At 69.6% G+C, this 21,820-nt stretch carries 17 protein-coding genes; 10 read left to right on the top strand and 7 right to left on the bottom strand.

Annotation, left to right across the window (positions count from 1 at the left end):
• Positions 1 to 288: 288 nt before the first annotated feature.
• Entirely contained in the window at positions 289 to 603 is a 315-nt protein-coding gene (locus DMB86_RS04370; RefSeq protein WP_113716714.1) for a DUF3311 domain-containing protein, read from the top strand.
• Positions 600 to 2,312, top strand: coding sequence for a monocarboxylate uptake permease MctP (mctP, locus tag DMB86_RS04375; RefSeq protein WP_269467410.1), 1,713 nt, complete (start codon positions 600 to 602; stop codon positions 2,310 to 2,312). The genes DMB86_RS04370 and mctP overlap by 4 nt, the downstream gene beginning before the upstream one ends.
• 88 nt (positions 2,313 to 2,400) lie before the next feature.
• Here the strand turns inward: mctP and DMB86_RS04380 are convergent, their stop codons facing one another.
• The 3 genes from DMB86_RS04380 to DMB86_RS04390 all read right to left on the bottom strand — a co-directional run bounded on the left by DMB86_RS04380 (position 2,401) and on the right by DMB86_RS04390 (position 4,521).
• On the bottom strand, positions 2,401 to 3,117 hold the full coding sequence (locus tag DMB86_RS04380; protein ID WP_113716715.1) for an SRPBCC family protein: 717 nt from the start codon (positions 3,115 to 3,117) through the stop codon (positions 2,401 to 2,403).
• A 92-nt stretch (positions 3,118 to 3,209) separates the two neighbouring features.
• Positions 3,210 to 3,749 (bottom strand): NUDIX hydrolase family protein, encoded by a 540-nt coding sequence (locus DMB86_RS04385; protein WP_113716716.1) that lies wholly within the window; start codon positions 3,747 to 3,749, stop codon positions 3,210 to 3,212.
• Between the two features lie 40 nt (positions 3,750 to 3,789).
• Positions 3,790 to 4,521 carry a VOC family protein gene (locus DMB86_RS04390; RefSeq protein ID WP_113716717.1) on the bottom strand — a complete coding sequence of 244 codons (732 nt, stop codon included), beginning with the start codon at positions 4,519 to 4,521 and terminating at the stop codon, positions 3,790 to 3,792.
• Between the two features lie 51 nt (positions 4,522 to 4,572).
• Here DMB86_RS04390 and DMB86_RS04395 point away from each other — a divergent pair, with 51 nt between their 5' ends.
• Positions 4,573 to 5,160, top strand: coding sequence for a YdeI/OmpD-associated family protein (locus DMB86_RS04395; RefSeq protein ID WP_113716718.1), 588 nt, complete (start codon positions 4,573 to 4,575; stop codon positions 5,158 to 5,160).
• A 96-nt stretch (positions 5,161 to 5,256) separates the two neighbouring features.
• Here DMB86_RS04395 and DMB86_RS04400 read toward each other — a convergent pair whose 3' ends face one another.
• Complete coding sequence (locus DMB86_RS04400) at positions 5,257 to 6,321, bottom strand: glycoside hydrolase family 76 protein (RefSeq protein WP_113719334.1); 1,065 nt, start codon at positions 6,319 to 6,321, stop codon at positions 5,257 to 5,259.
• Between the two features lie 106 nt (positions 6,322 to 6,427).
• Between DMB86_RS04400 and DMB86_RS04405 the strand changes: the two genes are divergently transcribed.
• The 5 genes from DMB86_RS04405 (at position 6,428) to DMB86_RS04425 (ending at position 12,511) form a co-directional block, all read left to right on the top strand.
• The gene (locus DMB86_RS04405; protein WP_113716719.1) at positions 6,428 to 7,207 is read left to right on the top strand and encodes a 3-hydroxyacyl-CoA dehydrogenase; all 780 of its coding nucleotides are present in this window, start codon (positions 6,428 to 6,430) and stop codon (positions 7,205 to 7,207) included.
• Positions 7,204 to 8,385, top strand: a complete 1,182-nt coding sequence (locus DMB86_RS04410) for an acyl-CoA dehydrogenase family protein (protein WP_113716720.1) — start codon at positions 7,204 to 7,206, stop codon at positions 8,383 to 8,385. The genes DMB86_RS04405 and DMB86_RS04410 overlap by 4 nt, the downstream gene beginning before the upstream one ends.
• Positions 8,386 to 8,504: 119 nt before the next feature.
• Entirely contained in the window at positions 8,505 to 9,107 is a 603-nt protein-coding gene (locus DMB86_RS04415) for an SRPBCC domain-containing protein (RefSeq protein WP_113716721.1), read from the top strand.
• A 120-nt stretch (positions 9,108 to 9,227) separates the two neighbouring features.
• Complete coding sequence (gene ppc, locus DMB86_RS04420; protein ID WP_113716722.1) at positions 9,228 to 12,047, top strand: phosphoenolpyruvate carboxylase; 2,820 nt, start codon at positions 9,228 to 9,230, stop codon at positions 12,045 to 12,047.
• Between the two features lie 158 nt (positions 12,048 to 12,205).
• Positions 12,206 to 12,511, top strand: a complete 306-nt coding sequence (locus DMB86_RS04425; RefSeq protein WP_113716723.1) for a hypothetical protein — start codon at positions 12,206 to 12,208, stop codon at positions 12,509 to 12,511.
• 133 nt (positions 12,512 to 12,644) lie between these two features.
• On the opposite strand, the gene DMB86_RS04430 is transcribed toward DMB86_RS04425, so the two are convergent.
• Positions 12,645 to 13,571 (bottom strand): pseudouridine synthase, encoded by a 927-nt coding sequence (locus DMB86_RS04430; protein ID WP_113716724.1) that lies wholly within the window; start codon positions 13,569 to 13,571, stop codon positions 12,645 to 12,647.
• A gap of 164 nt (positions 13,572 to 13,735) precedes the next feature.
• Between DMB86_RS04430 and DMB86_RS04435 the strand changes: the two genes are divergently transcribed.
• The gene (locus DMB86_RS04435) at positions 13,736 to 14,926 is read left to right on the top strand and encodes an MFS transporter (RefSeq protein ID WP_227878594.1); all 1,191 of its coding nucleotides are present in this window, start codon (positions 13,736 to 13,738) and stop codon (positions 14,924 to 14,926) included.
• Positions 14,927 to 14,928: 2 nt separating this feature from the next.
• Here the strand turns inward: DMB86_RS04435 and DMB86_RS04440 are convergent, their stop codons facing one another.
• The gene (locus DMB86_RS04440) at positions 14,929 to 15,777 is read right to left on the bottom strand and encodes a DNA-formamidopyrimidine glycosylase family protein (protein WP_113716725.1); all 849 of its coding nucleotides are present in this window, start codon (positions 15,775 to 15,777) and stop codon (positions 14,929 to 14,931) included.
• Positions 15,778 to 15,995: 218 nt separating this feature from the next.
• Entirely contained in the window at positions 15,996 to 20,804 is a 4,809-nt protein-coding gene (locus tag DMB86_RS04445; RefSeq protein ID WP_113716726.1) for an Lhr family helicase, read from the bottom strand.
• Positions 20,805 to 21,038: 234 nt separating this feature from the next.
• Between DMB86_RS04445 and DMB86_RS04450 the strand changes: the two genes are divergently transcribed.
• Entirely contained in the window at positions 21,039 to 21,617 is a 579-nt protein-coding gene (locus tag DMB86_RS04450; protein WP_129545462.1) for a hypothetical protein, read from the top strand.
• Positions 21,618 to 21,820 lie beyond the last annotated feature (203 nt).

Raw genomic sequence — 21,820 nt, forward strand, 5'->3', positions numbered from 1 at the left:
GGGGCCCGCCTCGAGCTTGCGAGTGGCGGGAGGGCGTTGGGCCCACGCGCCCGAGGGGCCCGCCTCGAGCTTGCGAGTGGCGGGAGGGCGTTGGGCCCACGCGCCCGAGGGGCCCGCCTCGAGCTTGCGAGTGGTGGGAGGGCGTGGGGATTATCTCGAACTTCAACGGGGAGTGGGCTGCGACACGCGAAAATACTTTCGCCCATAACCTACCGGTCGCTCGGTCGTGGTCCTTACCATGAACGAGACAAGAACCATCAAGGACTTCAGAGCCCGAAGGAGCTGCTCATGTCCGCAACGAACATCACCCACGATTCCCCCACGCGAGGCCCGGCGAAACCCCTGCCGTACGTCATCAGCGGTGTTCTCCTGGCGGCTGCCATCATCATGCCGCTGGTGGTTCCCATGTATGCCAAGGACGGCCCGCGTCTGTTCGGCTTCCCCTTCTTCTACTGGTACCAGATGATGTGGGTGCCCATTTGCGCCATCCTGATCGGGATCTCCTACTGGCTGTTGACGGCCGAGGACAAGCGCCGCCGCGCCGCCGTGCGGCCGGAGCCCGGTCACCATGGCAGGCACGACGCCGGCGGTGAGGCCAAGTGAGCGCCGCGCTGGGGAACCTGACGGGCGTGCTGGCCGCGGCGCCGACGGCAACGCGGGGGATCAACGTGACGGCCCTCGTCGTCGTCATAGTCCTGTTTGTCCTGGTGGGCATCCTGGGGTTCTATGCTGCCCGTTGGCGCAGCGGCGGAACGGACGGGCTGCACTCGCTGGACGAGTGGGGCCTGGGCGGGCGGAAGTTTGGTTCCTGGATTACGTGGTTCCTGCTCGGCGGCGACTTGTACACGGCGTATACGTTCGTGGCGGTGCCGGCGGCCATGTGGGCGGCCGGTTCCGTGAGCGGCTTCTTCGCTGTCCCCTACACGATCGTGCTGTACCCGATCGTGTTCCTGCTGATGGCCCGTCTGTGGTCGGTGTCCAAGCGGCACGGTTTTGTCACGACGGCCGACTTTGTGGGTGGGCGCTACGGCAGCAGGCCCCTGACGCTCGCCATCGCCCTGACGGGCATCATCGCCACCATGCCCTACATTGCCCTGCAGCTGGTGGGCATCAAGTCGGTGCTGACTGTGCTGGGCGTGGGCAATCCAGGCAACTGGTTCCTCAACGACCTGCCGCTGATTGTCGCCTTTGTGGTGCTCGCGGTTTACACGTACACCTCGGGACTGCGCGCCCCGGCCATGATCGCCGTCGTCAAGGACGTGCTGATCTACCTGGCCGTCATCGTTGCCATCATCTACCTGCCGTCGAAATTTGGCGGTTGGGAGCACATCTTCGGCGCAGCCCAGGAAAAGATGACCACCGTGAACCCGGCCACAGGCAAGGTCCCCGGCCCGTTCATCCCGGGCGCGGACAGCTACGCGGCCTACGCGACGCTGGCGCTGGGCTCGGCCATGGCGCTTTTCATGTACCCACACTCCATCACGGGCGTGCTGGCCACGAAGAGCCGCAACACCATCCGCAAGAACGCCGCCGTGCTGCCGCTGTACTCCCTGGTGCTCGGCTTCCTGGCGCTGCTGGGCTACGTGGCCATCGCCGCCGGAACCCATCCTGTGGAGCTGAACGGCAAGACCATCAACCCGCAGCTGGTGGTGCCGCAGCTGTTCCTGGACAACTTCCCGTCCTGGTTTGCCGGTGTCGCACTGGCAGCCATTGCCGTGGGCGCCCTGGTGCCCGCCGCCATCATGTCCATCGCGGCCGCCAATCTGTTTACCCGCAACATCTACAGGGACCTCTTCAGGAAGGACGCGACGCCGCGGCAGGAGGCCAAGGTCTCCAAGCTGGCCTCCCTGGTGGTGAAATTCGGTGCCTTGATATTTGTCATCGGCCTGGACGCCTCGGCGGCCATCAACATGCAGCTGCTGGGCGGCATCTGGATCCTGCAGACGTTCCCGGCGATTGTGGCCGGCCTCTATACGCGCTGGTTCCACAAGTGGGCGCTGTTTGCCGGCTGGGCCGTGGGCATCGTGTACGGCACGTGGACCGCGTACAGCGTGGTCAACCCCGTCACGCACGCGCACTTTGGCGGATCCATTGCCGCCATTCCGGGCACGAACACCAAGGTGTACATCGCCGTCACGGCGTTTGTCCTGAACGCCGTGGTGGCCCTGGTGGTGACGCTGGTGCTGCGTGCGCTGAAGGTTCCGGACGGTAAGGACATCACTAGGGCCTCCGACTACGGTGCCGACGAGGACGATCCCGAGGTCCGGGCGTTCGCGGCCAGGTCGGTGGACACGCCCGGGCCGGTCATTTAGCCCTTCCGGCTCCAGGGGAAAAGGCAAGGGAACGACGCCGGCCCGCTGGCCGGCGTCGTTCCCTTGCCTTTTCGCTGTACCTGGCGCCCTACGCGTCCGGAAAGTGGGTTTCCATGAAGGTGTCCCACTGGGCGCCGATGGCCTCCAGGGCGGACGCGCCCAGGCCATACGTCGAGGCGATGACCTGGGCGCCGGGATGATCCCGCAGGCCGTCGACGGCGGCCTGCTGGGCCAGAATGAGCAGCCCGTCGCCATGCTCGGCGTAGTCCGCCACGGTCAGGCCCAGCTGGGTGTCGGTGCGGTACCAGACCTTGCCGGTGAGCGTGGCGCCCGTGGTGAGCGTGACCTCGTAGGGCTCCCCCGGGTCGGGGAGCCAGCCGGTGTCAATGCCCAGTGCGTCCCAAAGGTTGGTGTGCGCGGCGCTGGTGCCGTCCACGAAGACGGTGCGGCGCGGTGTATGCGGATGGCGTTCGAGCGCGAACCGAAGCTGCTGGAGAAAGATGCTCCAGCCCTCGGTGATGTCGGATTCGTACTTGGCCCATTCTCCGGTGGCCGTCCCGCGTTTCATGGTCACCAAGGTGCCGTCGGGGCGGGGAACAAGGGTGAAGACGTCCCCCATGCTCAACTCCAGGCGGAGGTGGTCGGGGCTTTCCTTGACGTCGTCGTGGTAGATCTGGCGGATCTCGTCGGCCAGGCCTTCCATTTCCCAGCCGTGCCACTGGGCGGTCCTGGCAGGTTCACGCAGCATGAGCCACACCTGTTCGGCGTCGGCGTTGACAAGGACTGAAGGCTGGGTCGTGTCCATGCATCGTAATCTACGCCGCTTCCAAGGAAGGGGCCAGCACGCCAACGGCCGGGGGCGGTGTTCAGCGTCCCCGGCCCGGCCTAGGGCGGTGTCTAGCGCCCCAGCCCGGCGTAGGAGATTGCCTGACGGACCAGCGCGCCGCGGCCTCCCGCAAACTCCGCCTGCACGCCCGGACTGAGCACTTCCTCCGGCGTCATCCACGTCAGCTCCAAGGCATCCTGCCGCGGCTCGCATTCGCCGGTCACCGGGATGACGTAGGCGAGGGCGACGGCGTGCTGCCGCTCGTCCGTGAATCCGGTTTGCGACGGAGAGGGAAGGTATTCTGCCACCGTGAACGGGACGGGGCTGACGGGCAGCTGCGGGAACGCCAGGGCGCCCAGGTCCTTTTCAATGTGCCTGATCAACGCGGCGCGGATGGTTTCCCGGTAAAGGACGCGCCCGGACACCAGCGTGCGCACCATGCTGCCGTTCTCGTCGGCCTGCAGCAGCAGGCCCACCTCGTTGACATAGCCCAGGGGGTCCAGGCGCACCGGCACGGCCTCCACATAAACCATGGGAAGCCGGTTCCTGGCTTCGTACAGGTCCTCTTCGGACAGCCAGCCGGGATACGGATCAGGGGTACGGACGCTCATGTAACAGTTCTACCGCATGAACGCCCCGGCCAGCTTCCGCTCACGTCCACGCGGCCCCGTCCGCCATGATCCGCAAGGTGCCGTCCGGGGTTTGCACCGACAGGGCGCCGCGGTCCGGTGCAGCCGGCACCCCCTGGGAGGTGAGGCGGGCGCCGAGGGCGGCGAGGTCGCCGTCGTACTCCAGGGCCGGCACGACGCCGGATGCCGGCCTGGGCTGCACAACCACCAGGCCGCCGTTCTTGGCGCGGAAGGCGGCGTGGCCGTCAGTGCGCGGCGGGACGGGGCGGGCGCCGATGTCCGCAAGCACCTTCCGGGCACCATCCGGCTCCGGCGTGCGCCACAGCTGGACCACCGTGAGCCGCCCGGGGGCTCGATGTCCCCGGGTGCCGTTCCCGGGCCCCGCGTCTCCGGGGTCGTCCGCGGCATCCGCGAGGTCCGCGGCATCCGCGACTGGGTCGGCCAGGAAGCTGAAGCCGTCAGGGGCCGTGACGCGTGCTGAGGGGCCGTGGTCGGATTCGACCAGCTCGGCCCGCGTGCCGTCGGCAAGGGTGCGGCGGACAAAAACCTCGCGTTCGCGGATTTCAAAGCCCAGCCGCGTCACGCCGTCGTCCTCGCTGCCCGGGGCGACCCGGTGCAGGCCCACCTTGCCGTTGCCGGAGCCAAAGACGCGCCAGCCGCCGTGGTCCTCCGTGCAGGCCAGGCCCAGCGCGGTGAGCAGGGCGGTCCAACGGTCCGGCCTGGACGTGAACAGGATGGGGCGCACTCGCAGCATTTTTCTCCGACGGTGGTGGTGCCCCCACGCTACCAAAGTTAGGGTAAAGCCATGATCGAGCTGCCCGAACTTCTGCTGCCGGACGCGGGGTCGTGGCGGGCCTGGCTGGCCGAACACCACGCGTCGAGCCCGGGAGTCCGGCTGGTGCTGCACAAAAAGGGTGGCACCGTCACGGCGCTGGACTACGCCGGCGCCCTCGATGGGGCACTCTGTTTTGGCTGGATTGACGGCGTCATCGGCAGGCGCGACGCCGGCAGCTACCTTACGCGGTTCACGCCGCGCACGCGGACCAGCAAATGGTCGAAGAACAACATCGGCAACATTGAGCGGCTTGCCGCCGCTGGACTGCTCGAAGCTGCCGGGCAGGCCGCCGTCGACGCTGCCAAGGCCGACGGCCGCTGGGAGGCAGCCTACGCGGGCCAGTCGGCGGCGGAGGTCCCGGCAGACCTCGCCGCGGCCATCGCGGACAATCCGCGGGCGCAGGCCATGTTCAATGTCCTGACGGCCGTGAACCGCTACGCCCTGATCTACCGGACCACCACGGTGAAGGCCCCGGCGGCCCGGGCCGCGAAGATTGCCCGCTTCGTGGAGATGCTGGCGGCCGGGGACGCCCCCTATCCCCAAAAGCGCCGTCCCTGAGCTGTGTGGCAGAAACTGCAGCCCCTCTGTTTTGTGGCGTGGCGGCCGACGGTGCTGCGGGAAGGTCGGCGGGATGAATTTCGCGGGTTCTGGCGCTCAGCTGCCGAGGGCGGCCGCCGCCTCGAAGACCGTCCAGCGCTGCACGGCGGCGGACAGCATCCCCGGCTCCGGTGCGCCGACGAGTTCGCCGGCCGTGTCCCGGACCAGCCGCGCCGCCGTGGTGCGCGCCGGGGCGGGCAGCCGCCGGTCCCCCGCGGAGACGGCCAGGTACCGGCACAGGATGCCGGTGAACAGGCTGCCGTCCGCGCCCGGTTCCAGCCGCAGACCGCCGCCTCCGGTGGCCAGCCGCCGTTCGATTGCGGCCACCAGTTCCGCCGCCTGTTCCGCGTACCGGGGATGGTCCAGTGCCAGCAGGGCGGCCAGGACAGGCCCCTGGTTGTAGGTGTAGATGGTGCGTTCCACCTCCGGGCCGCGGGCGGAGGGATGGAGGCCGTCCAGGTACAGCCCTGACGCGTCGTCGAACAGCCGCGCGCGCAGCCAGTCCGCCAACGCGCGGCCCCGGTTCGGTTCGCCGATACGGGCAAAGTGCAGGGCCGCGGGCCCGTTCACGGGAGTGTTCTTGTAGTCGCGCTTCCGGGACCAGTAAAGGCCACCTCCCAGGACGTCGTCGTGCGCGGCGCGCAGCTGGGCCGTGAGCGTGGAGGAGGCAAGGCCGGCGAGCGTTGCAGGCCTGCCCGCGGCCGCCCGCGAAAGCTGGTCGAGCCGGCCGGCGGCCAGGGCCAGCCAGGCCATGTCGTCGTAGTAAAAATTGGGGAAGCGGCCAAAGTTGCGGACCATGATGCCGCGCAGCAGCGCCCTTCCCCGTGCCAGGTCTTGTGCGGCGGCGTCCCGGTTGCCCCCGCGCAGGCCGCGGAATCCCGCATCCACCACGGCATCGAGGTAGTGGGCCTGCCACCAGTAGTGCCACTCCGACCACGGGGCCGGTGCCTGGGCAGGAGGGCTGGCAACGGCGCCGATCCACGTGCCGGGCAGCCGCATGAGCCGGTGGCCAAAGCGTGCGTGCACGGCGCCCGCCGCCGCGGCGGCGAGCATGCCCCAATCGGCTGGCTGGCCCCCGCCGGCCGGGCCTCCGGCCCCGTGCCGCCCGCTGTTGCCCGTCATGTACACAGCGTACTGTTTGCCGTGGGGCCTCTGGATTTCAGTTAGTATGCATTAACGCAGTTTGGCAGCCCGGCAGCGGCCCGGCGGACCTCAACGAGGAGGAAACATGGACATTTCAAACAACGGCACCGTTGCGCTCGTCACCGGCGGCGCCTCCGGCCTGGGCGCCGCCACGGCGAGGCGCCTGCACGCGGCGGGGGCCGGCGTCGTGCTGGTGGACCTGCCCAGCTCCAGCGGTGCGGAGCTGGCGGCGGAACTGGGGGAGCGGGCCGTATTTGTTCCGGCGGACGTGACCGACGAAGGCCAGGTGCGCGCGGCCATCGAGGCGGCGGCCGGACTCGGCACGCTGCGCATCGCGGTCAACTGCGCGGGAATCGCGACGCCGGGCAAGGTGCTGGGCCGTGAGGGCGTCCTGCCCCTGGAGCAGTTCAGCCGCGTGGTCCAGGTCAACCTGGTCGGCACCTTCAACGTGGTCCGTCTCTGCGCTGAGGCCATGGCCGCGGCCCAGCAGCTCGACGGCGAGTTCGGCCCCGAGCGCGGCGTCATCGTCAACACCGCCTCCGTGGCCGCCTTCGACGGGCAGATCGGCCAGCCCGCCTACGCCGCGTCCAAGGGCGCCGTCGCGGCCATGACCCTGCCCCTGGCCCGCGAACTGGCGCGCTCCCTGATCCGCGTCATGACCATCGCGCCGGGCATTTTCGAAACGCCCATGCTGGCCGGGCTGCCGCAGGCCGCGCAGGATTCGCTGGGGCAGCAGGTGCCGCACCCATCGCGCCTGGGCAAGCCGGCCGAATACGCCGCGCTGGTGGAGCACATCACCGCCAACGCCATGCTCAACGGCGAAACCATCCGGCTCGACGGCGCCATCCGGATGGCGCCCAAGTGACGGACCTTCCCGAGGCGGACTTTTACGACGTCGAATCCCTGCTCACCGCCGGGGAGGCGGCCAAGCTGGCGCAGCTGCGCGAGTTTCTGGCCGCCGAGGTTGCCCCGCACGCCGTGGACTGGTGGAACGACGCCGAGTTCCCGGCCCACATCCTGCCGCAGATCGCCGCGCTGGGGCTCGCCGCCCCGGACCGGCGCCACTTCAGCCACCTGTTCACCGGCCTGGTGGTGGCGGAGATGACGCGCGCGGACACCTCGCTGGCCACGTTCTTCCTGGTCCACCACGACCTCTTTGTCCAGGCCCTGATCGACTTTGGCTCCGAGGACCAGAAGGAGCGGCTGCTGGCGGACGCCGTCGCCCTGCGCACCACGGGCGCCTTCGCCCTGACGGAGCCTGGCCACGGCAGCGACGTGGCCGGCGGCATGGTCACCACCGCCCGCAAGGTGGTGGACGACGCCGGCACCTCCTGGGTGCTCAACGGCGCCAAGCGCTGGATCGGCAACGGGACGTTCTGCAACCACATGCTGCTTTGGGCCAAGGATGCCGACACCGGGCAGGTGCGCGGCTTCATCCTGGACGCGTCCCTGCCGGGTGTGACGCGGACCAGGATCGAGCACAAGATCGCGCTGCGGACCGTCCAAAACGCGGACATCCTGCTCGATGACGTGCGCGTGGAGGAGCGCGACCGCTTCAGCGGCATCGGCTCGTTCGGCGACACGAACAAACTCCTGCGCGCCTCGCGGATTTCCGTCGCATGGCAGGCCGTGGGGCAGCAGCTGGCGGCCTTCGACGTGGCCCGGGCCTACGCCGTCGAACGCCACCAGTTTGGCAGGCCGCTGGCGTCCTTCCAGCTGGTCCAGGGCCAGCTGGTGAAGATGCTCGGCAACGCGACGGCCTCGCTGGCCATGATGGTGCGCCTTGCCGCGCTGCAGGACCGTGACGGGGACGGCGACGCCACGATGGCGCAGGTGGCGCTGGCCAAGGCGCACACCACGGCGGCCATGCGCGAGACCGTGGCGATGGGCAGGTCCATCCTGGGCGGCAACGGCATTGTCACCGATTACCGCATGGCCAAGATCTTTGCCGACGCCGAGGCCATCTACACGTACGAGGGCTCGCACGAGGTCAACACCCTCATCGCCGGGCGCGCCATCACGGGCATCTCCGCGATCGTGTGACGCCCCGTTGCCCCGGTGCCCCGGTGCCCCGTTGAGGTTGGAGATCATGACGCCCGCTCGTTCCTCGCGGCGTCATGATCTCCAACCTCAACGGTGCGGGACGGTGAAAGAATGGTGTGATGGGATCGAACAGCCACACTGACAAGGCCGGACGGCAGCAAGACCGTCCGGACAACGGCCGCCTGAACAAGGACATGGCCCGTTTTGCGCCGGGCACCGTCGAGACACTGGACGGCGGACAGGTCAAGCTGACCCTCGCCCGCAACTACGCGGCCGCGCCGGGGGAGGTGTGGGCCATGCTGACGGAGCCCGCCAACACCGAGCTGTGGTGGTGCAGGGTGCGAGGCCGGGCCCGGACGGGATCGTCCTTTGACCTCAAATGGCTCAACGTCAAGGACGAGGGCCACGGCATCGAAACCGATTGGTGGAACGGGCGCGTCCTGGAAGCCGCAGCGCCGCAGGTCCTGGAAATCAGCAACGCCATGCATGGCACCATCCGGGTGGAGCTCACGCCCAGCGGCGCCGGTACCCGGCTGGTCTTCACGAATGTCATTGCGGTGCCGCAGGACGTGGTGCTGATGTCGCTGGCCGGCTGGCACGTGCACCTGGACCACCTGGCCGAGGCGCTGGAGGGCAGGGCCGTGGACTGGCAGCACTGGTGGGACGATTTTTACCCCTGCTGGGAGCAGGTCCACGCGGCCTATGTTTCGCCCGGCACCTGAGACCGACTGGCGGGTGTGAGGGCCCACACAGTACTATCCAAAAGGCCCCAGCTTGGGCCCCACCGTATTCAACGCCGCATACGAGCACTCCAGAATCACAGACCGTAAGGACGCTGACTCATGAGCTCTGAACTGCCCGCCACCCTGCTGGAAAACACCCAGGATCCTGCCGGGGACACGGACCTGCGCCGCGACGTCCGCCGCGTCAGCACCCTGCTCGGCGAGTCCCTGGTCCGCCAGCACGGCCCGGAACTGCTGGCCATGGTGGAGCAGGTCCGGCTGCTGACCAAGGAGTCCAAGGAGGCCGCGCGCGGGGAGACGGGGACCGGCCCGTGGAGCGCGAACGACGTCGCCGAGCAGGTCCGCGAGGTCCTCGCCTCCCTGCCCCTCGAGCAGGCAACCGACCTTGTGCGCGCCTTTGCGTTTTACTTCCACCTGGCCAATGCCGCCGAGCAGGTCCACCGGGTCCGCAGCCTGCGCGCGCGGGCCGAAGAGGACGGCTGGCTGGCCAGGACCGTTGCCGATATCGCGGAGAAGGCCGGTGCCGAGGCGCTGCAAAAGGTGGTCGACGAACTGGACGTCCGCCCCATATTCACCGCCCACCCCACCGAGGCCTCACGCCGTTCGGTCCTGGACAAGGTGCGCAAGCTCTCCGACATCCTGGCCACGCCGTCCGCGGAAGGCAGCAGCGCGCGCAGCCGGCAGGACCGCAAGCTCGCGGAGATCATCGACCAGATGTGGCAGACGGACGAGCTCCGCAAGGTCCGCCCCACGCCGATGGACGAGGCCCGCAACGCCATCTACTACCTGAACAACATCCTCACGGACGCCATGCCGGAGGTCCTGACCGAACTCAGCGGCCTCCTCGGGGCACATGGGGTGACGCTGCCCGAGGACGCCGCGCCGCTGCGCTTCGGCTCCTGGATTGGCGGGGACCGGGACGGCAACCCCAACGTGACCCCGGACGTGACCCGCGACGTGCTGGTCCTGCAAAACGCGAACGCCGTGAAGATCAGCGTCGCGATGATCGACGAGCTGCTGAGCGTCCTCTCCAACTCCAGTTCCCTCTATGGCGCGGATGCGGAACTTCTGGAGTCCATCACGGTGGACCTGGCCAATTTGCCGGGGATCGACCCCCGCGTGCTTGAGCTCAACGCCGAGGAGCCGTACCGGCTCAAGCTCACCTGCATCAAGGCCAAGCTGCTGAACACCCGGCGGCGCATCGCCGCGGACGCCCACCACGAGCCCGGCCGCGACTACGCGAACACCGCCGAACTCCTGGCGGACCTGGCCCTGCTGGAGACCTCCCTGCGCAACAACTCGGCCGCGCTGGTGGCGGACGGCGCCCTGGCCGCGGTCCGCCGCGCCGTCGCCTCCTTCGGCCTGCACCTGGCCACCCTGGACATCCGGGAGCACGCGGACCACCACCACGACGCCGTTGGGCAGTTGCTGGACCGGGTGGGCGAACTGCCCGGCCCCTACGCGGAACTGGACCGGGCCGGGCGCCTGCAGGTCCTTAGCCGGGAGCTGGCCAGCCACCGCCCGCTCTCCGGCCACCCCATCAAGCTCGACGGCGCGGCGGATGGCACGTACGACGTCTTCCGCGTGGTGCGCCGGGCGCTGCGCACGTACGGGCCGGACGTCGTCGAAACCTACATCATCTCGATGACCCGCGGCGCCGACGACGTCCTGGCCCCGGCCGTGCTGGCACGCGAGGCAGGCCTGGTCCAGGTCACGGGGGACAACAGGTATGCGAAGATCGGGTTCGCGCCGCTGCTGGAGACTGTGGAGGAACTGCGCGCGTCTGGTGAAATTGTGGACCAGCTGCTCTCCGACCCCACCTACCGGGAGCTGGTGCGACTGCGCGGCAATGTCCAGGAAATCATGCTCGGATATTCGGACTCCAACAAGGAATCCGGCGTCATGACCAGTCAGTGGGAGATCCACAAGACCCAGCGGAAGCTGCGCGACGTGGCGGTCAAGCACGGAGTCAACGTGCGCATGTTCCACGGGCGCGGCGGATCCGTGGGCCGCGGCGGCGGTCCCACCTATGACGCCATCCTGGCCCAGCCCAACGGCGTGCTTGAAGGCGCCATCAAGTTCACCGAGCAGGGGGAGGTCATCTCCGACAAGTACTCGCTTCCCGAGCTGGCCCGCGAGAACCTGGAGCTTTCGCTGGCCGCCGTCATGCAGGGCTCCGCGCTGCACCAGGCCCCCCGCCACACCGAGGACGACCTGGTCCGCTTCGGCGAGGTCATGGAAATTGTCTCCGGCGCCGCCTTTGCCAGCTACCGCGCCTTGATTGACGACGCCGACCTGCCCGCCTACTTCCTGGCCTCCACCCCGGTGGAACAGCTGGGCAGCCTGAACATCGGCTCCCGCCCATCCAAGCGGCCCGACTCCGGCTCCGGGCTGGGCGGGCTGCGCGCCATCCCGTGGGTGTTCGGCTGGACCCAGTCCCGGCAGATCGTGCCCGGGTGGTTCGGCGTGGGCTCCGGCCTCAAGGCGGCCCGCGAGGCCGGCCGCGAAGCCGAGCTGGCGGAAATGCTGGCGCACTGGCGCTTCTTCTCCTCCACCATCTCCAACGTGGAAATGACCCTGGCCAAGACGGACATGGACATCGCCGCGCATTACGTACGCACCCTGGTGCCGGAGTCCCTGACGCACCTGTTTGCCACCATCCGCGCGGAGTACGACCTCACCGTGGCGGAAATCCAGCGGCTCACGGGCGAGGCCGAGCTCCTGGACAAGCAGCCGCTGCTCAAGCGCTCCCTGAACGTGCGCGACCAGTACCTGGACCCCATCTCCTACCTTCAGGTGGAACTGCTGCGCCGCGTCCGCGAGGCCGGAATCGCCAAGGCCGAGGTGGACGAGCGCCTCCAGCGGGCCATGCTCATCACCATTAACGGCGTCGCCGCCGGCCTGCGGAACACCGGATAGGCGAAGGTTCGCCGGAAAGGCAGGCATGCCCTCGGCTGCTTTCCGATCCTCGGCCGCGGGCGGCCTCCGGTCTCCCTGACGCAGCCTACGAGCAAACCAGCCCCTCCGGCGCGTTGGTCGTGACCATGGATCACGACAAGCGCCGCTAGGCTGGGCCAATGCCTTCCTTCCGCGCCACCATCCAGATCACCGGCCTGCGCCCCGGGCACGCCCCGGAGGAGGTCATGGACACGGCCGTGGCCGTGGTGGCCTCCCGGCACGTGGTGGAGGCCAACCAGCTCGACGTCGTGGCCGGGGTTCCGCGCATCACGGTACGTTTCATGGTGGAGGGCAGCGAGTACGACGCCGAAAACCACCTGGCGCGGGACACCGCGGCCTCCCTGCAGCACGGCCTGGGCTCCGTGGCACTGACAGGCGCCCTGCGCACCTTCCGCCGTTCGGCAGGAAAATGGCTCCCGCTCTGAGCCAGCCCGGTTCCGTGTGGCAGAAGTTGGACGGGACGGACGTCCGCGCAAACCCTCCCGAAATTCGCCAACTGGCCCGCAGTAGATGTCGAAAAAACGCGATTTCGCGACGTTTTTCGACATCTACTGCGGGTCAGTTGTGGGCCGGGAACGCGGCGAGGCGCAGCTTGGAGGAGTACCGGGCCGGCAGCCCCGTGAGCGGGTCGGTAAAGGAAATGCTGTGCGCCAGCAGCTGCAGCGGTTTGCTGTAGTCGTCCGGCGCCTGTTCTTCGAGCACGGGATAGAACGGGTCGTTGAGGATGCCGATGCCCGCGGAAGCCAGGTGGACGCGCAGCTGGTGGGTCTTGCCGGTGCGCGGCTGGAGGTCGTAGAGGCCCAGCTGCCGGCCGGTTGCGGCGTCCATCCGCGTGTCCATCAGCTCGATCCTGGTTTCCGCGTTGGGTTCCCCGGGCACTTCCTCGGCCAGCAGATATGTGCGGGACTTGACCATGCGGCTGCGCACCACCAGCGGAAAATCCAGCCCGGGGCGGACGGGCGCCACGGCCCGGTACGTCTTCTGGATGCGCCGCTTTTCAAAGAGCAGCTGGTACGTGCCGCGGGTTTCCGGATTGGCCGAAAACAGCAGGACGCCGGCCGTCATGCGGTCCAGGCGGTGGATCGGCACCAGGTCCGGCAGGTCCAGCAGCACGCGCAGGCGGACAAGGGCCGATTCCTGCACGTACATGCCGCCGGGCGTGGTGGGCAGGAAATGGGGCTTGTCCACCACCACCAGGTTCTCGTCCTGGTGCAGGATGGACAGTTCCACGGGCAGCCGCTTCTCCACGGGCAGCTCGCGGTAGTACCAAATGAACACGTGCTCGTGCAACGGGGTCTGCGGGGTGACCACCTCGCCGCCGAGGGCCTTGACCTCGCCGCGGACAAAACGGTCCACAATGCCCGCCGGGTCGACGTGGTTGAACTTGTCCAGCACGTACTCCATCGCGGTGGCCCACGGGCCGTCCTCCGGCATCCGCATGCGCGTCGCATTGACCCCGTTGCGGACGGGAAGGGGGGATTTCATCACCCTTCAAGGGTACCCAGCGTTCCTGAACGCCCGGACCACGGCCGCCCGGGGCACGCACGCCCGCCCGGTGCCTGCCCGGGCCGGGGTAAAGTCGATCGTGACGGCCGGTGCCGCCTCTGCGGCTATGTCACGGCCGATGGACCTGACGAGGGGGTGCAAAAGTGAACCGGCGCGGTGTTGCCATGATGTCCTCGGCCCACATGGTCGACGACCTCTATCAGGGCGCGGTCCCGGCCATGCTGCCCTTCTTCGTCTCCGAACGCCACTACAGCTACGCGGCGGTGGCGGGGCTGACGCTGGCGGCCACCATGCTGTCCTCCGTGGTCCAGCCTGCCTTCGGCGTGTGGAGCGACCGCAAGCCCCGGCGCTGGCTCGTACCGGCCGGAATGACCTTGGCGGCGCTCGGCGTCGGGGCCGCCGGATGGTTCCCCGGCTATGCAGTGACCTGGGTGATGGTCGCCATCTCCGGCATCGGCATCGCGGCATTCCACCCCTCGGCAGCCAGCGCGGCGCGGCGCGCGTCCGGGGACAGCAACCGCGGCATGAGCGTCTTCGCCCTGGGCGGCAACGTGGGCTTCGCGCTCGGGACGCTCCTGGCGACGCCGGTCCTGCTGTGGCTGGGACTGCGCGGCACCGCCCTCCTGGTTCTGCCCGCGCTCGTCATGGCGTCGATCCTGGTGAAATGGCTCCGCCCGGTGCTCGACGGGCCCGCGGACGCGCCGCATCCGTCCAGCATGCCCTCGGGCCGTGACAACTGGCCGGAATTCCTCAAGCTCACGTCCGTCGTCGTGGTGCGTTCCATCGTCTTTTTCGGGCTGAGCTCCTTCCTTGCCCTCTATTTCATCCACGGGCTGGGCGCCTCCGAAGTTGTGGGCGGGGCCGCCCTGACGGTGTTCCTGGCCTCGGGCGCAGTGGGGACGCTGCTGGGCGGCTGGCTGGCGGACCGGTTCGGGCCGCTCATTTCCATCCGCTATGGCTTTGCCTTCTGCATCCCCGCCATGGTGGGCCTGGTCCTGGCTCCGGAATGGCATGTCGCCTTCGTCTTTGTGGCGCTGACCGGGCTGGGCGTGTTTGTGCCGTTCAGCGTCTTTGTCATCCTGGGGCAGAATTACCTTCCCAACCGGGTCGGCACGGCCAGCGGTGTCACGGTGGGCCTTGCCGTCACCGTGGGAGGCCTGTTCAACCCGGTGCTGGGCACGCTCGCGGACAGGTCAACCCTGCACTTTGCGCTCGTGGTGTTGATAGCCCTGCCTGCCGTGGCCCTCGTGCTGTCGGCCTTCCTGCGTGATCCCGCGGCCGCCGCGCGGACCTCGACGCAGCTCCCGGATCCGGCCGCCCAGCCGGACGGGTGACCTCAGCGTTCCACAGGCTGGCAGCGCGGACACCAGTAAATGTCCCGCGGGGCCCGCAAGGGAAACTCGGGGTCGCCCTGTTTCGCGTGCCGGATCAAGGAGCCGCACCTCTTGCACGGCTTCCCCGCCAGCCCATACACCCACACCGCGGCGTCGCCCCGCGCGGGCCCGCCGGTAGTGCTGCGGAACCGGTCCTTGTTGGCCTCCAGCAGCCGTTTGGCCAGGTCCACGATCCGCGGCATCCCGGTCGCGGCCGCCACGGGGGTCCCCGGGTGCACGCCGCCCAAAAAGCAGAGCTCGTTGCGGTAGATGTTGCCGATCCCGGCCAGGTTCCGCTGGTCCAAAAGCGCCAGGCCGACGGGTCGCTGCGGAGCTGAACGCAGCCTCCGCAAGGCCTCCTCCGCGTCCCAGTCCGGCCCCAGCAGGTCCGGTCCCAGATGTGCGACGGCGGTTTCCGCCTCCGCCACCGAGAGGACTTCCAGCGTGGCCAGTGAGAACCCGACGGCCACCGCCCGGGCGGTGGAGAGAACGGCCCTCGCCGTGTGCGCCGGGCGGCGCCATTTGGGTGCCGTGCCGTGGCGCGCCCCGGCCGTATTCCCGGAGACGTATATGTCCCAGTGGCCCTCCATGGCCAGGTGCGAATGGATCACGGCATCGGGCTGGTCCGGTGACGGACCGGGCAGCAGCATCATGAGGTGCTTGCCGCGGGAGGTGACCGACTGCACCGTGCGGCCGGTGAAGTCCACGGTGGCCAGCGACGGCACACGGAAGTCGCACCCGGACAGGACCTGGCCGCCGAGGGCCGCGTTGAGGTCGCGGGCCTGCCGCCAGACGCTGTCGCCCTCAGGCACGCCCGCCCTCCTTCGTTGAGGTTGGAGATAACCACGCCCCGCCCCGCTGGAGATCACGACATCCTGAGATGGGCCCACGCGCCCGAGGGACCCGCCGCGAGCTTGCGAGTGGTGGGAGGGTGTGGGGATTATCTCGAACCTCGACGGCGTGCGGCAGCTTCATCTCCACGGCACGTGGGCGTGTGCGTTCGCCCGCGTGGGCCGGCTCGACGGCGGCTTCAGGCACGGATCCGCACCCCGGACGGCGAACTGTAGGCGCCGGCGTCGAGCAGGGCGGCAGCCAGCGGCGTGTCCAGGATCCCGGCCCCGTTGACCTTCTCCATCGCCAGCTTGTCCGCGCCCCCACGCTTGACGACCTGCACCAAGGCGCGGGCAGCGAGCGCCACGGAGGCTTCGTGCCCGCTGAAGCACAACAGCGTCTTGCCGCCGCGCTCCACATACAGGACCAGGGCGCCGTCGACCATCACCACCAGCGCGCCGGCCTTCCGGCCCGGGCGGTGCCCCGACTCCAGTGGCGGCCACGCCAGCGCGGCGCCGTAAGGATTGGCGGGGTCCGTGGCGGCAAGCGCCAGGGCCCGGGGCGGCCGCGGGCCGGCGGCGGCATCCTCGCTAAACGCGCGCAACCGGTCCACCGTGGCGGGAACCGCGAACTGCGCCGCCCCCAGATGTTCGATGAAATACCCGCGCCGGCACCTGCCTGTCTCCTCCAGGCGGGCCAGGACCTTGTACATCAGGCCGAACCCGCCGGGCAGCCCGGCGGCCATGACGGAACCGCGCGTCACCACCCCGTACCGGTCCAGAAACAGCTCGGCCAGGGCATGGCTGCGCAGCGTGTTTTGGGCGGCGTCCGGTTTCCCTTCCGCGCCGGCTGGCCCCTGCGCCGGGAGCAGGCTCCACCGCCCCGCGCCCAGCGGCGGCGCGCCGCGCTGCGCCAACGCTGCCCTGCCCGGCAGCCGCCCATAGCGCCCCGCCCGGGCAGGCCGGAGGCGCGAAGGCGCCGGGCGCTGCCGGTGCGCCGAATGGCCGCCAGCCAGCAGCGCGCGCACGGGGGCGAAGGTGTCGTTGCTGATCAGGCCGGCCCAAAACAGTTCCCACAGGGCCGCGGTGAGTTCGTCGTCGCCGGGAACATCGTCCGGGCCGCCGGCCGACATTTCACGCAGCTGGTGGAAGAAGTAGGCGCCTCCTCCGGACAGGCCGGAAAGCACGCGGGCGGCCAGCCCGGTTTCGGCAAAGTCGGCCGGCCGGTTCAGCGTGAGTTCGGCGGATTCGGCCAGGTGCAGGCTCAGCCAGCCGTCGCTGCCACCCAGGGCGCCGGTGCCGGAGAGCAGCACCTCGCCGGTGGCCGTGAGCTCGTCCAGCATGGCCGGGCGGTAGTCGGCCACGCGCTGCGACAGCACCAGCGGCTCCCACGCCGACGCCGGAATCGGCACGCCCGCCAGCTGGTCCACCACCGTCAGCAGGCCGTCCAGGCCGCGCAGCGCGGGCGCTCCGGAGGCCTCGGAGACGTGCTGCCAGGCCGGCAGGAAGCGCCCAAACGTGGCCGGATCCACCGGTTCCACCTCCGCGCGCAGGGCGGCCAGGGACCGCCGGCGCAGCCGCCGCAGCACCTCGACGCCGCACCACTCCGGAACGCCGGTCTCGGCACGGTTGGGCAAAAACTCGCCCTCGGTGACACGCTTGTCGGCCGCCAGCCGTGCCAGCCCTGAATGGACGACGGCGACGCCCAGCCCCAGCCGTGCCGCCACTTCCGCGGCGGTGAACGGACCGTGTGTGCGGGCATGCCGGCCCAGCAGGTCGCCGAGGGGGTCGGCCACGGGCTCAATGAACGCGAGCGGCACGCCCATGGGCAGCGGGATGCCCAGCGCGTCGCGAAGCCGGGCGGAGTCTTCGATGGCGGCAAAGCGTTCCTCGCCGGCCATGTTGACCCGCAGTGCCCGGTTGGCGGCCACGAGGTCGGCCAGGTGCCCCGCGGCCCCGGCGTCCGCGCCGGGAACCAGCCGCAACGCAACCTCATCGACGGTCAGCGGGCCGAGCAGCCGCAGCAGGTCCGCGACGCCCTCCAGCCCGCGGGCCCGCCGGTCCGTGTCCCGGCCGTCGCCCGGGAGCCGCTGGAGTTCCGCCTCGGTGGCGGCGATGACCTTCGGGTCCAGCAGTTCGCGCAGTTCCGCCCGGCCCAGCAGCTCGTCCAGCAGGGCCGGGTCCAGGGACAGCGCGGCGGCGCGGCGCTCGGCCAGCGGGGAGTCGCCTTCGTACAGGAAGGAGGCAACGTAGCCGAACAGCAGGGACCGGGCGAAGGGGGAGGGCTGCGCCGTCGTGGTTTCCACGATCCGCAGTTCACGCCGCTCGATGGACGCAGCGATGTCCTTCAGCGCGGGAAGGTCGTAGACGTCCTGCAGGCATTCGCGGACGGTTTCCAGCACGATCGGGAACTGCGGGTATTTCCTGGCGACGTCCAGCAGCTGGGCGGAGCGCTGGCGCTGCTGCCACAGCGGGGACCGCTTGCCCGGATTCTGCCGGGGCAGGAGCAGGGCGCGGGCGGCGCATTCCCGGAAGCGGCTGGCAAACAGGGCGGAACCACCCACCTCCGCCGTGACGATGCCGTCCAGTTCGTCGGGCTCAAAGAGGAACAGCTCGGCCCCGGGAGGTTCGTCGTCCATGAGGGGCACGCGGAGCACAATGCCGTCGTCGGACGCCATGGCGGAGCCGTCCAGTCCGTAGCGTTCGTGCAGCCGGGCGGCCACGGCCAGCGCCCAGGGCGCGTGGACGGGCATGCCGAAGGGGCTGTGCAGGACCACACGCCAGTCACCGAGCTCGTCGTGGAAGCGCTCGACCATGAGCGTCCGGTCGTCGGGGACCTGGAATGTGGCCGCCTTTTGCTCGTTCAAATAGCCCAGCAGGTTGTTCGCGGCCCACGCATCCAGGCCGGTGGCCCGGCACCGTGCCAACGCCTCCCCGCGCGGTGCGGCGCTGACCTCGCGGATGAACGCGCCCAGCGCCCGGCCCAGTTCCACGGGCCGGCCCAGGGAGTCGCCCTTCCAGAACGGCAGTTTGCCCGGCTGTCCGAACGCCGGGGAGACCAGCACGCGGTCGAAGGTGATGTCCTCGATCTTCCAGCTGGTGGCGCCGAGCGCAAAGACGTCGCCCACGCGGGATTCGTAGACCATCTCCTCGTCGAGTTCGCCCACGCGCCGCCCGCCCTTGGCGGTCTTGCCGGTGGTTGGGCCCGTCGAAGCACCGTCCCCGTCGGAGCCGATAATGAACACGCCGAAGAGCCCCCGGTCCGGGATGGTCCCGCCGGAGGTCACCGCCAGCCGCTGCGCGCCGGGCCGCCCCGTGATGGTCCCGCCCACCCGGTCCCAGACGATGCGCGGGCGCAGTTCGGCGAATTCGTCGGACGGGTAGCGCCCGGCCAGCAGGTCCAGGGTGGCGTCGTAGGCGGAGCGCGGGAGCGCGGAGAACGGGGCGCTGCGCCGGACCGTGTCGAACCACTCGTCCACGTCGATGGCGCCCAGCGCGGTGGCGGCCACGGTCTGCTGCGCCAGGATGTCCAGCGGATTGGCCGGCACAAAGAGCGGTTCAATACGGCCCGCCAGCATGCGCTCCACCGTCACGGCCGAATGCAGCAGGTCCGCGCGGTGCTTCGGAAACAGGATGCCCTGCGAAATTTCGCCCACCTGGTGGCCGGCGCGCCCCACCCGCTGCAGCCCGCTGGCCACCGACGGCGGCGATTCCACCTGGATGACCAGGTCCACGGCACCCATGTCGATGCCCAGCTCCAGGCTCGACGTCGCCACCACGCAGCGGAGCCGCCCGGACTTGAGGTCGTCTTCGATCAGTGCGCGCTGCTCCTTGGACACCGAGCCGTGGTGGGCCTTCGCCAGCACGGTGGGCGCGCCTGCCGTGGAGCCGGCCTGGGCCATCATTTCGGCCGGGAGCCTGGCCGGCTGGGGCGGCTGGGGCGGCGGCTGCGCTTGGTACGACGCCGGACCGGTTGCCCCGGTGTCCGGCGGCACGCGGGTGCCCGGACCGGCCGGGGACGGCGCGGTCCGCCACGGTTCCGTGTCGGGGGCAACGGCGTCGGACGCGGCCAGTTCCAGGCGCTCGCTGTAGATCTCGTTCAGCCGGCCGGTGAGCCGTTCGGCGAGCCGTCGGGAGTTGGCGAAGACGATGGTGGACTTGTTCGCCAGCACGTGGTCGACGATCTTCTCTTCCACGTGCGGCCAGATGGAGGCGTTGGGCTGCAGGCCGGAGGCAGGTCCGAGGTCGTGGGCGGAGGCCAGCGCCGGCAGCTCCGTCATGTCCTCCACCGGCACGGTGAGCGTCAGGTTCCAGTTCTTCATCGAAGGCGGGGCCACAATGGTCACCGGCGCGCTGCCCCCGAGGAAGCGGGCCACCGTCTCGCGCGGCTCCACGGTGGCGGACAGCCCGATCCGCTGCGCGGGCCGCTCCAGGAGGTCGTCGAGGCGTTCGAGGGACAGCGCCAGGTGGGCCCCGCGCTTGGTGCCTGCCACGGCGTGGACCTCGTCGATGATGACGGTGTGCACGCCGGCCAGCGTCTCCCGGGCCTTGGAGGTGAGCATGAGGAACAGGGACTCCGGGGTGGTGATCAGGATGTCCGGCGGGTGGCTGAGCAGCCGCCGGCGCTCGTTGGCCGGGGTGTCGCCCGAGCGCACGCCCACGCTGGCATGCGGCGCCTCCACGCCGAGCCTCTTGGCGGTCTGCGCAATGCCGATCAGAGGCGCCCGAAGGTTGCGTTCCACGTCCACGCCCAGGGCCTTCAGCGGGGAGATGTAAAGGACCTGCGTGGTCTCCTTCGCGGTGCCGTTCCGGGCGGCGCTGCCGTTCCGGGCGGCCAGCCCGTCCAGGGCCCACAGGAACGCGGCCAGGGTCTTGCCCGAACCCGTGGGGGCAACCACCAGCGAGTGGGCGCCGCCGGCAATGGCTTCCCACGCACCGGACTGGGCCGGGGTGGGTGCTCCGAAGGCACCCAGAAACCATTCGCGGGTGGGCGCCGCGAACAGGTCCATGGCCCCGCGGGCGGAATTTGTTCTCACGGGTCCATCATGCCCCACGGTAGTGACATTGATGCGAGAGGATAACGATTCATGCAGGGCCTTGAATTGGGCCTAAAAGTGTCATGGCGGAGCTGTAATCTAGCGGTAGGAGTGGCAACGGTTGCCCTTGCTGTTCCACGGCGTGTGCGGGTGCCCGGACCGGCGTCCTGAAGGGAGTTTGTGGGTCCGGTGGGAAGGCAAGGCGCGGTGCAGACACGGCATGTGGGCAACAACTGGGTTCCCCTTCTTTGTTTGTCGGTCCTGTTTCTTGCCGGCGGAGCCGCGAGCATGATGGTCCGGGCGGGAAACGGGGCCGTCCCCGGAGTGTTCGCCGTCGGCATCCTGCCGGCCGCAGTCGTCGTGGCGTTCTGGCTGTGGCGGAACCCGTCGTGGTGGCTGGCGCCGCGCAAGGACTACCTCTATCTGGCAGGCGGCACACTGGCCGGCGTGCTGCTGTTTGCCATGATTCCGTTCCTTCACGGCTGCGGGCCGTGGCTGGTGCTCGGCGGCTCGGTGGTCACATACGGCGTTTTCGAGCGGTTGCGATTGCTGGTGACGACCGGCGGCGGAGTGGCGCTGACGGGCCTTTTGGCCCTCTTCATCCACGCCGATGTGTGGGGCGGGGCGCTGCACATCCTGGCCGCGGCGGCCCTGGCCTTCGCCGCCAACAGGCTCTACGTGCTCCGGCACGGCCGGCGCCGCGAGGTCCAGGACAGCGACCCGGCCTTCATCGGCAGCTTTGAGGAGTTTGACGCCGCGGAGCCGCCGAACTTCTGGGAGCGCTAACGGCGCAGCCCACGCGTGTGTCGTCCAGGCCAGCTCAGCGGCACAAGTCGCGCCGAGTCCCAGTTGCGGCGCGGGCACGCGGGTCGTCGCGGCTCCATTGCCTCATGAAGGACCCTGCCGATGACGGCTCGGCGGCCTTCCGGGCGGCAGGCGAGGAAATGTCGCCGCCGGCCGGCTGGACTTCATAGGCGCCCGGGGGCCTC

Origin of the sequence: Arthrobacter dokdonellae, assembly GCF_003268655.1 — a bacterium.
GTDB classification, from domain to species: Bacteria; Actinomycetota; Actinomycetes; order Actinomycetales; family Micrococcaceae; genus Specibacter; species Specibacter dokdonellae.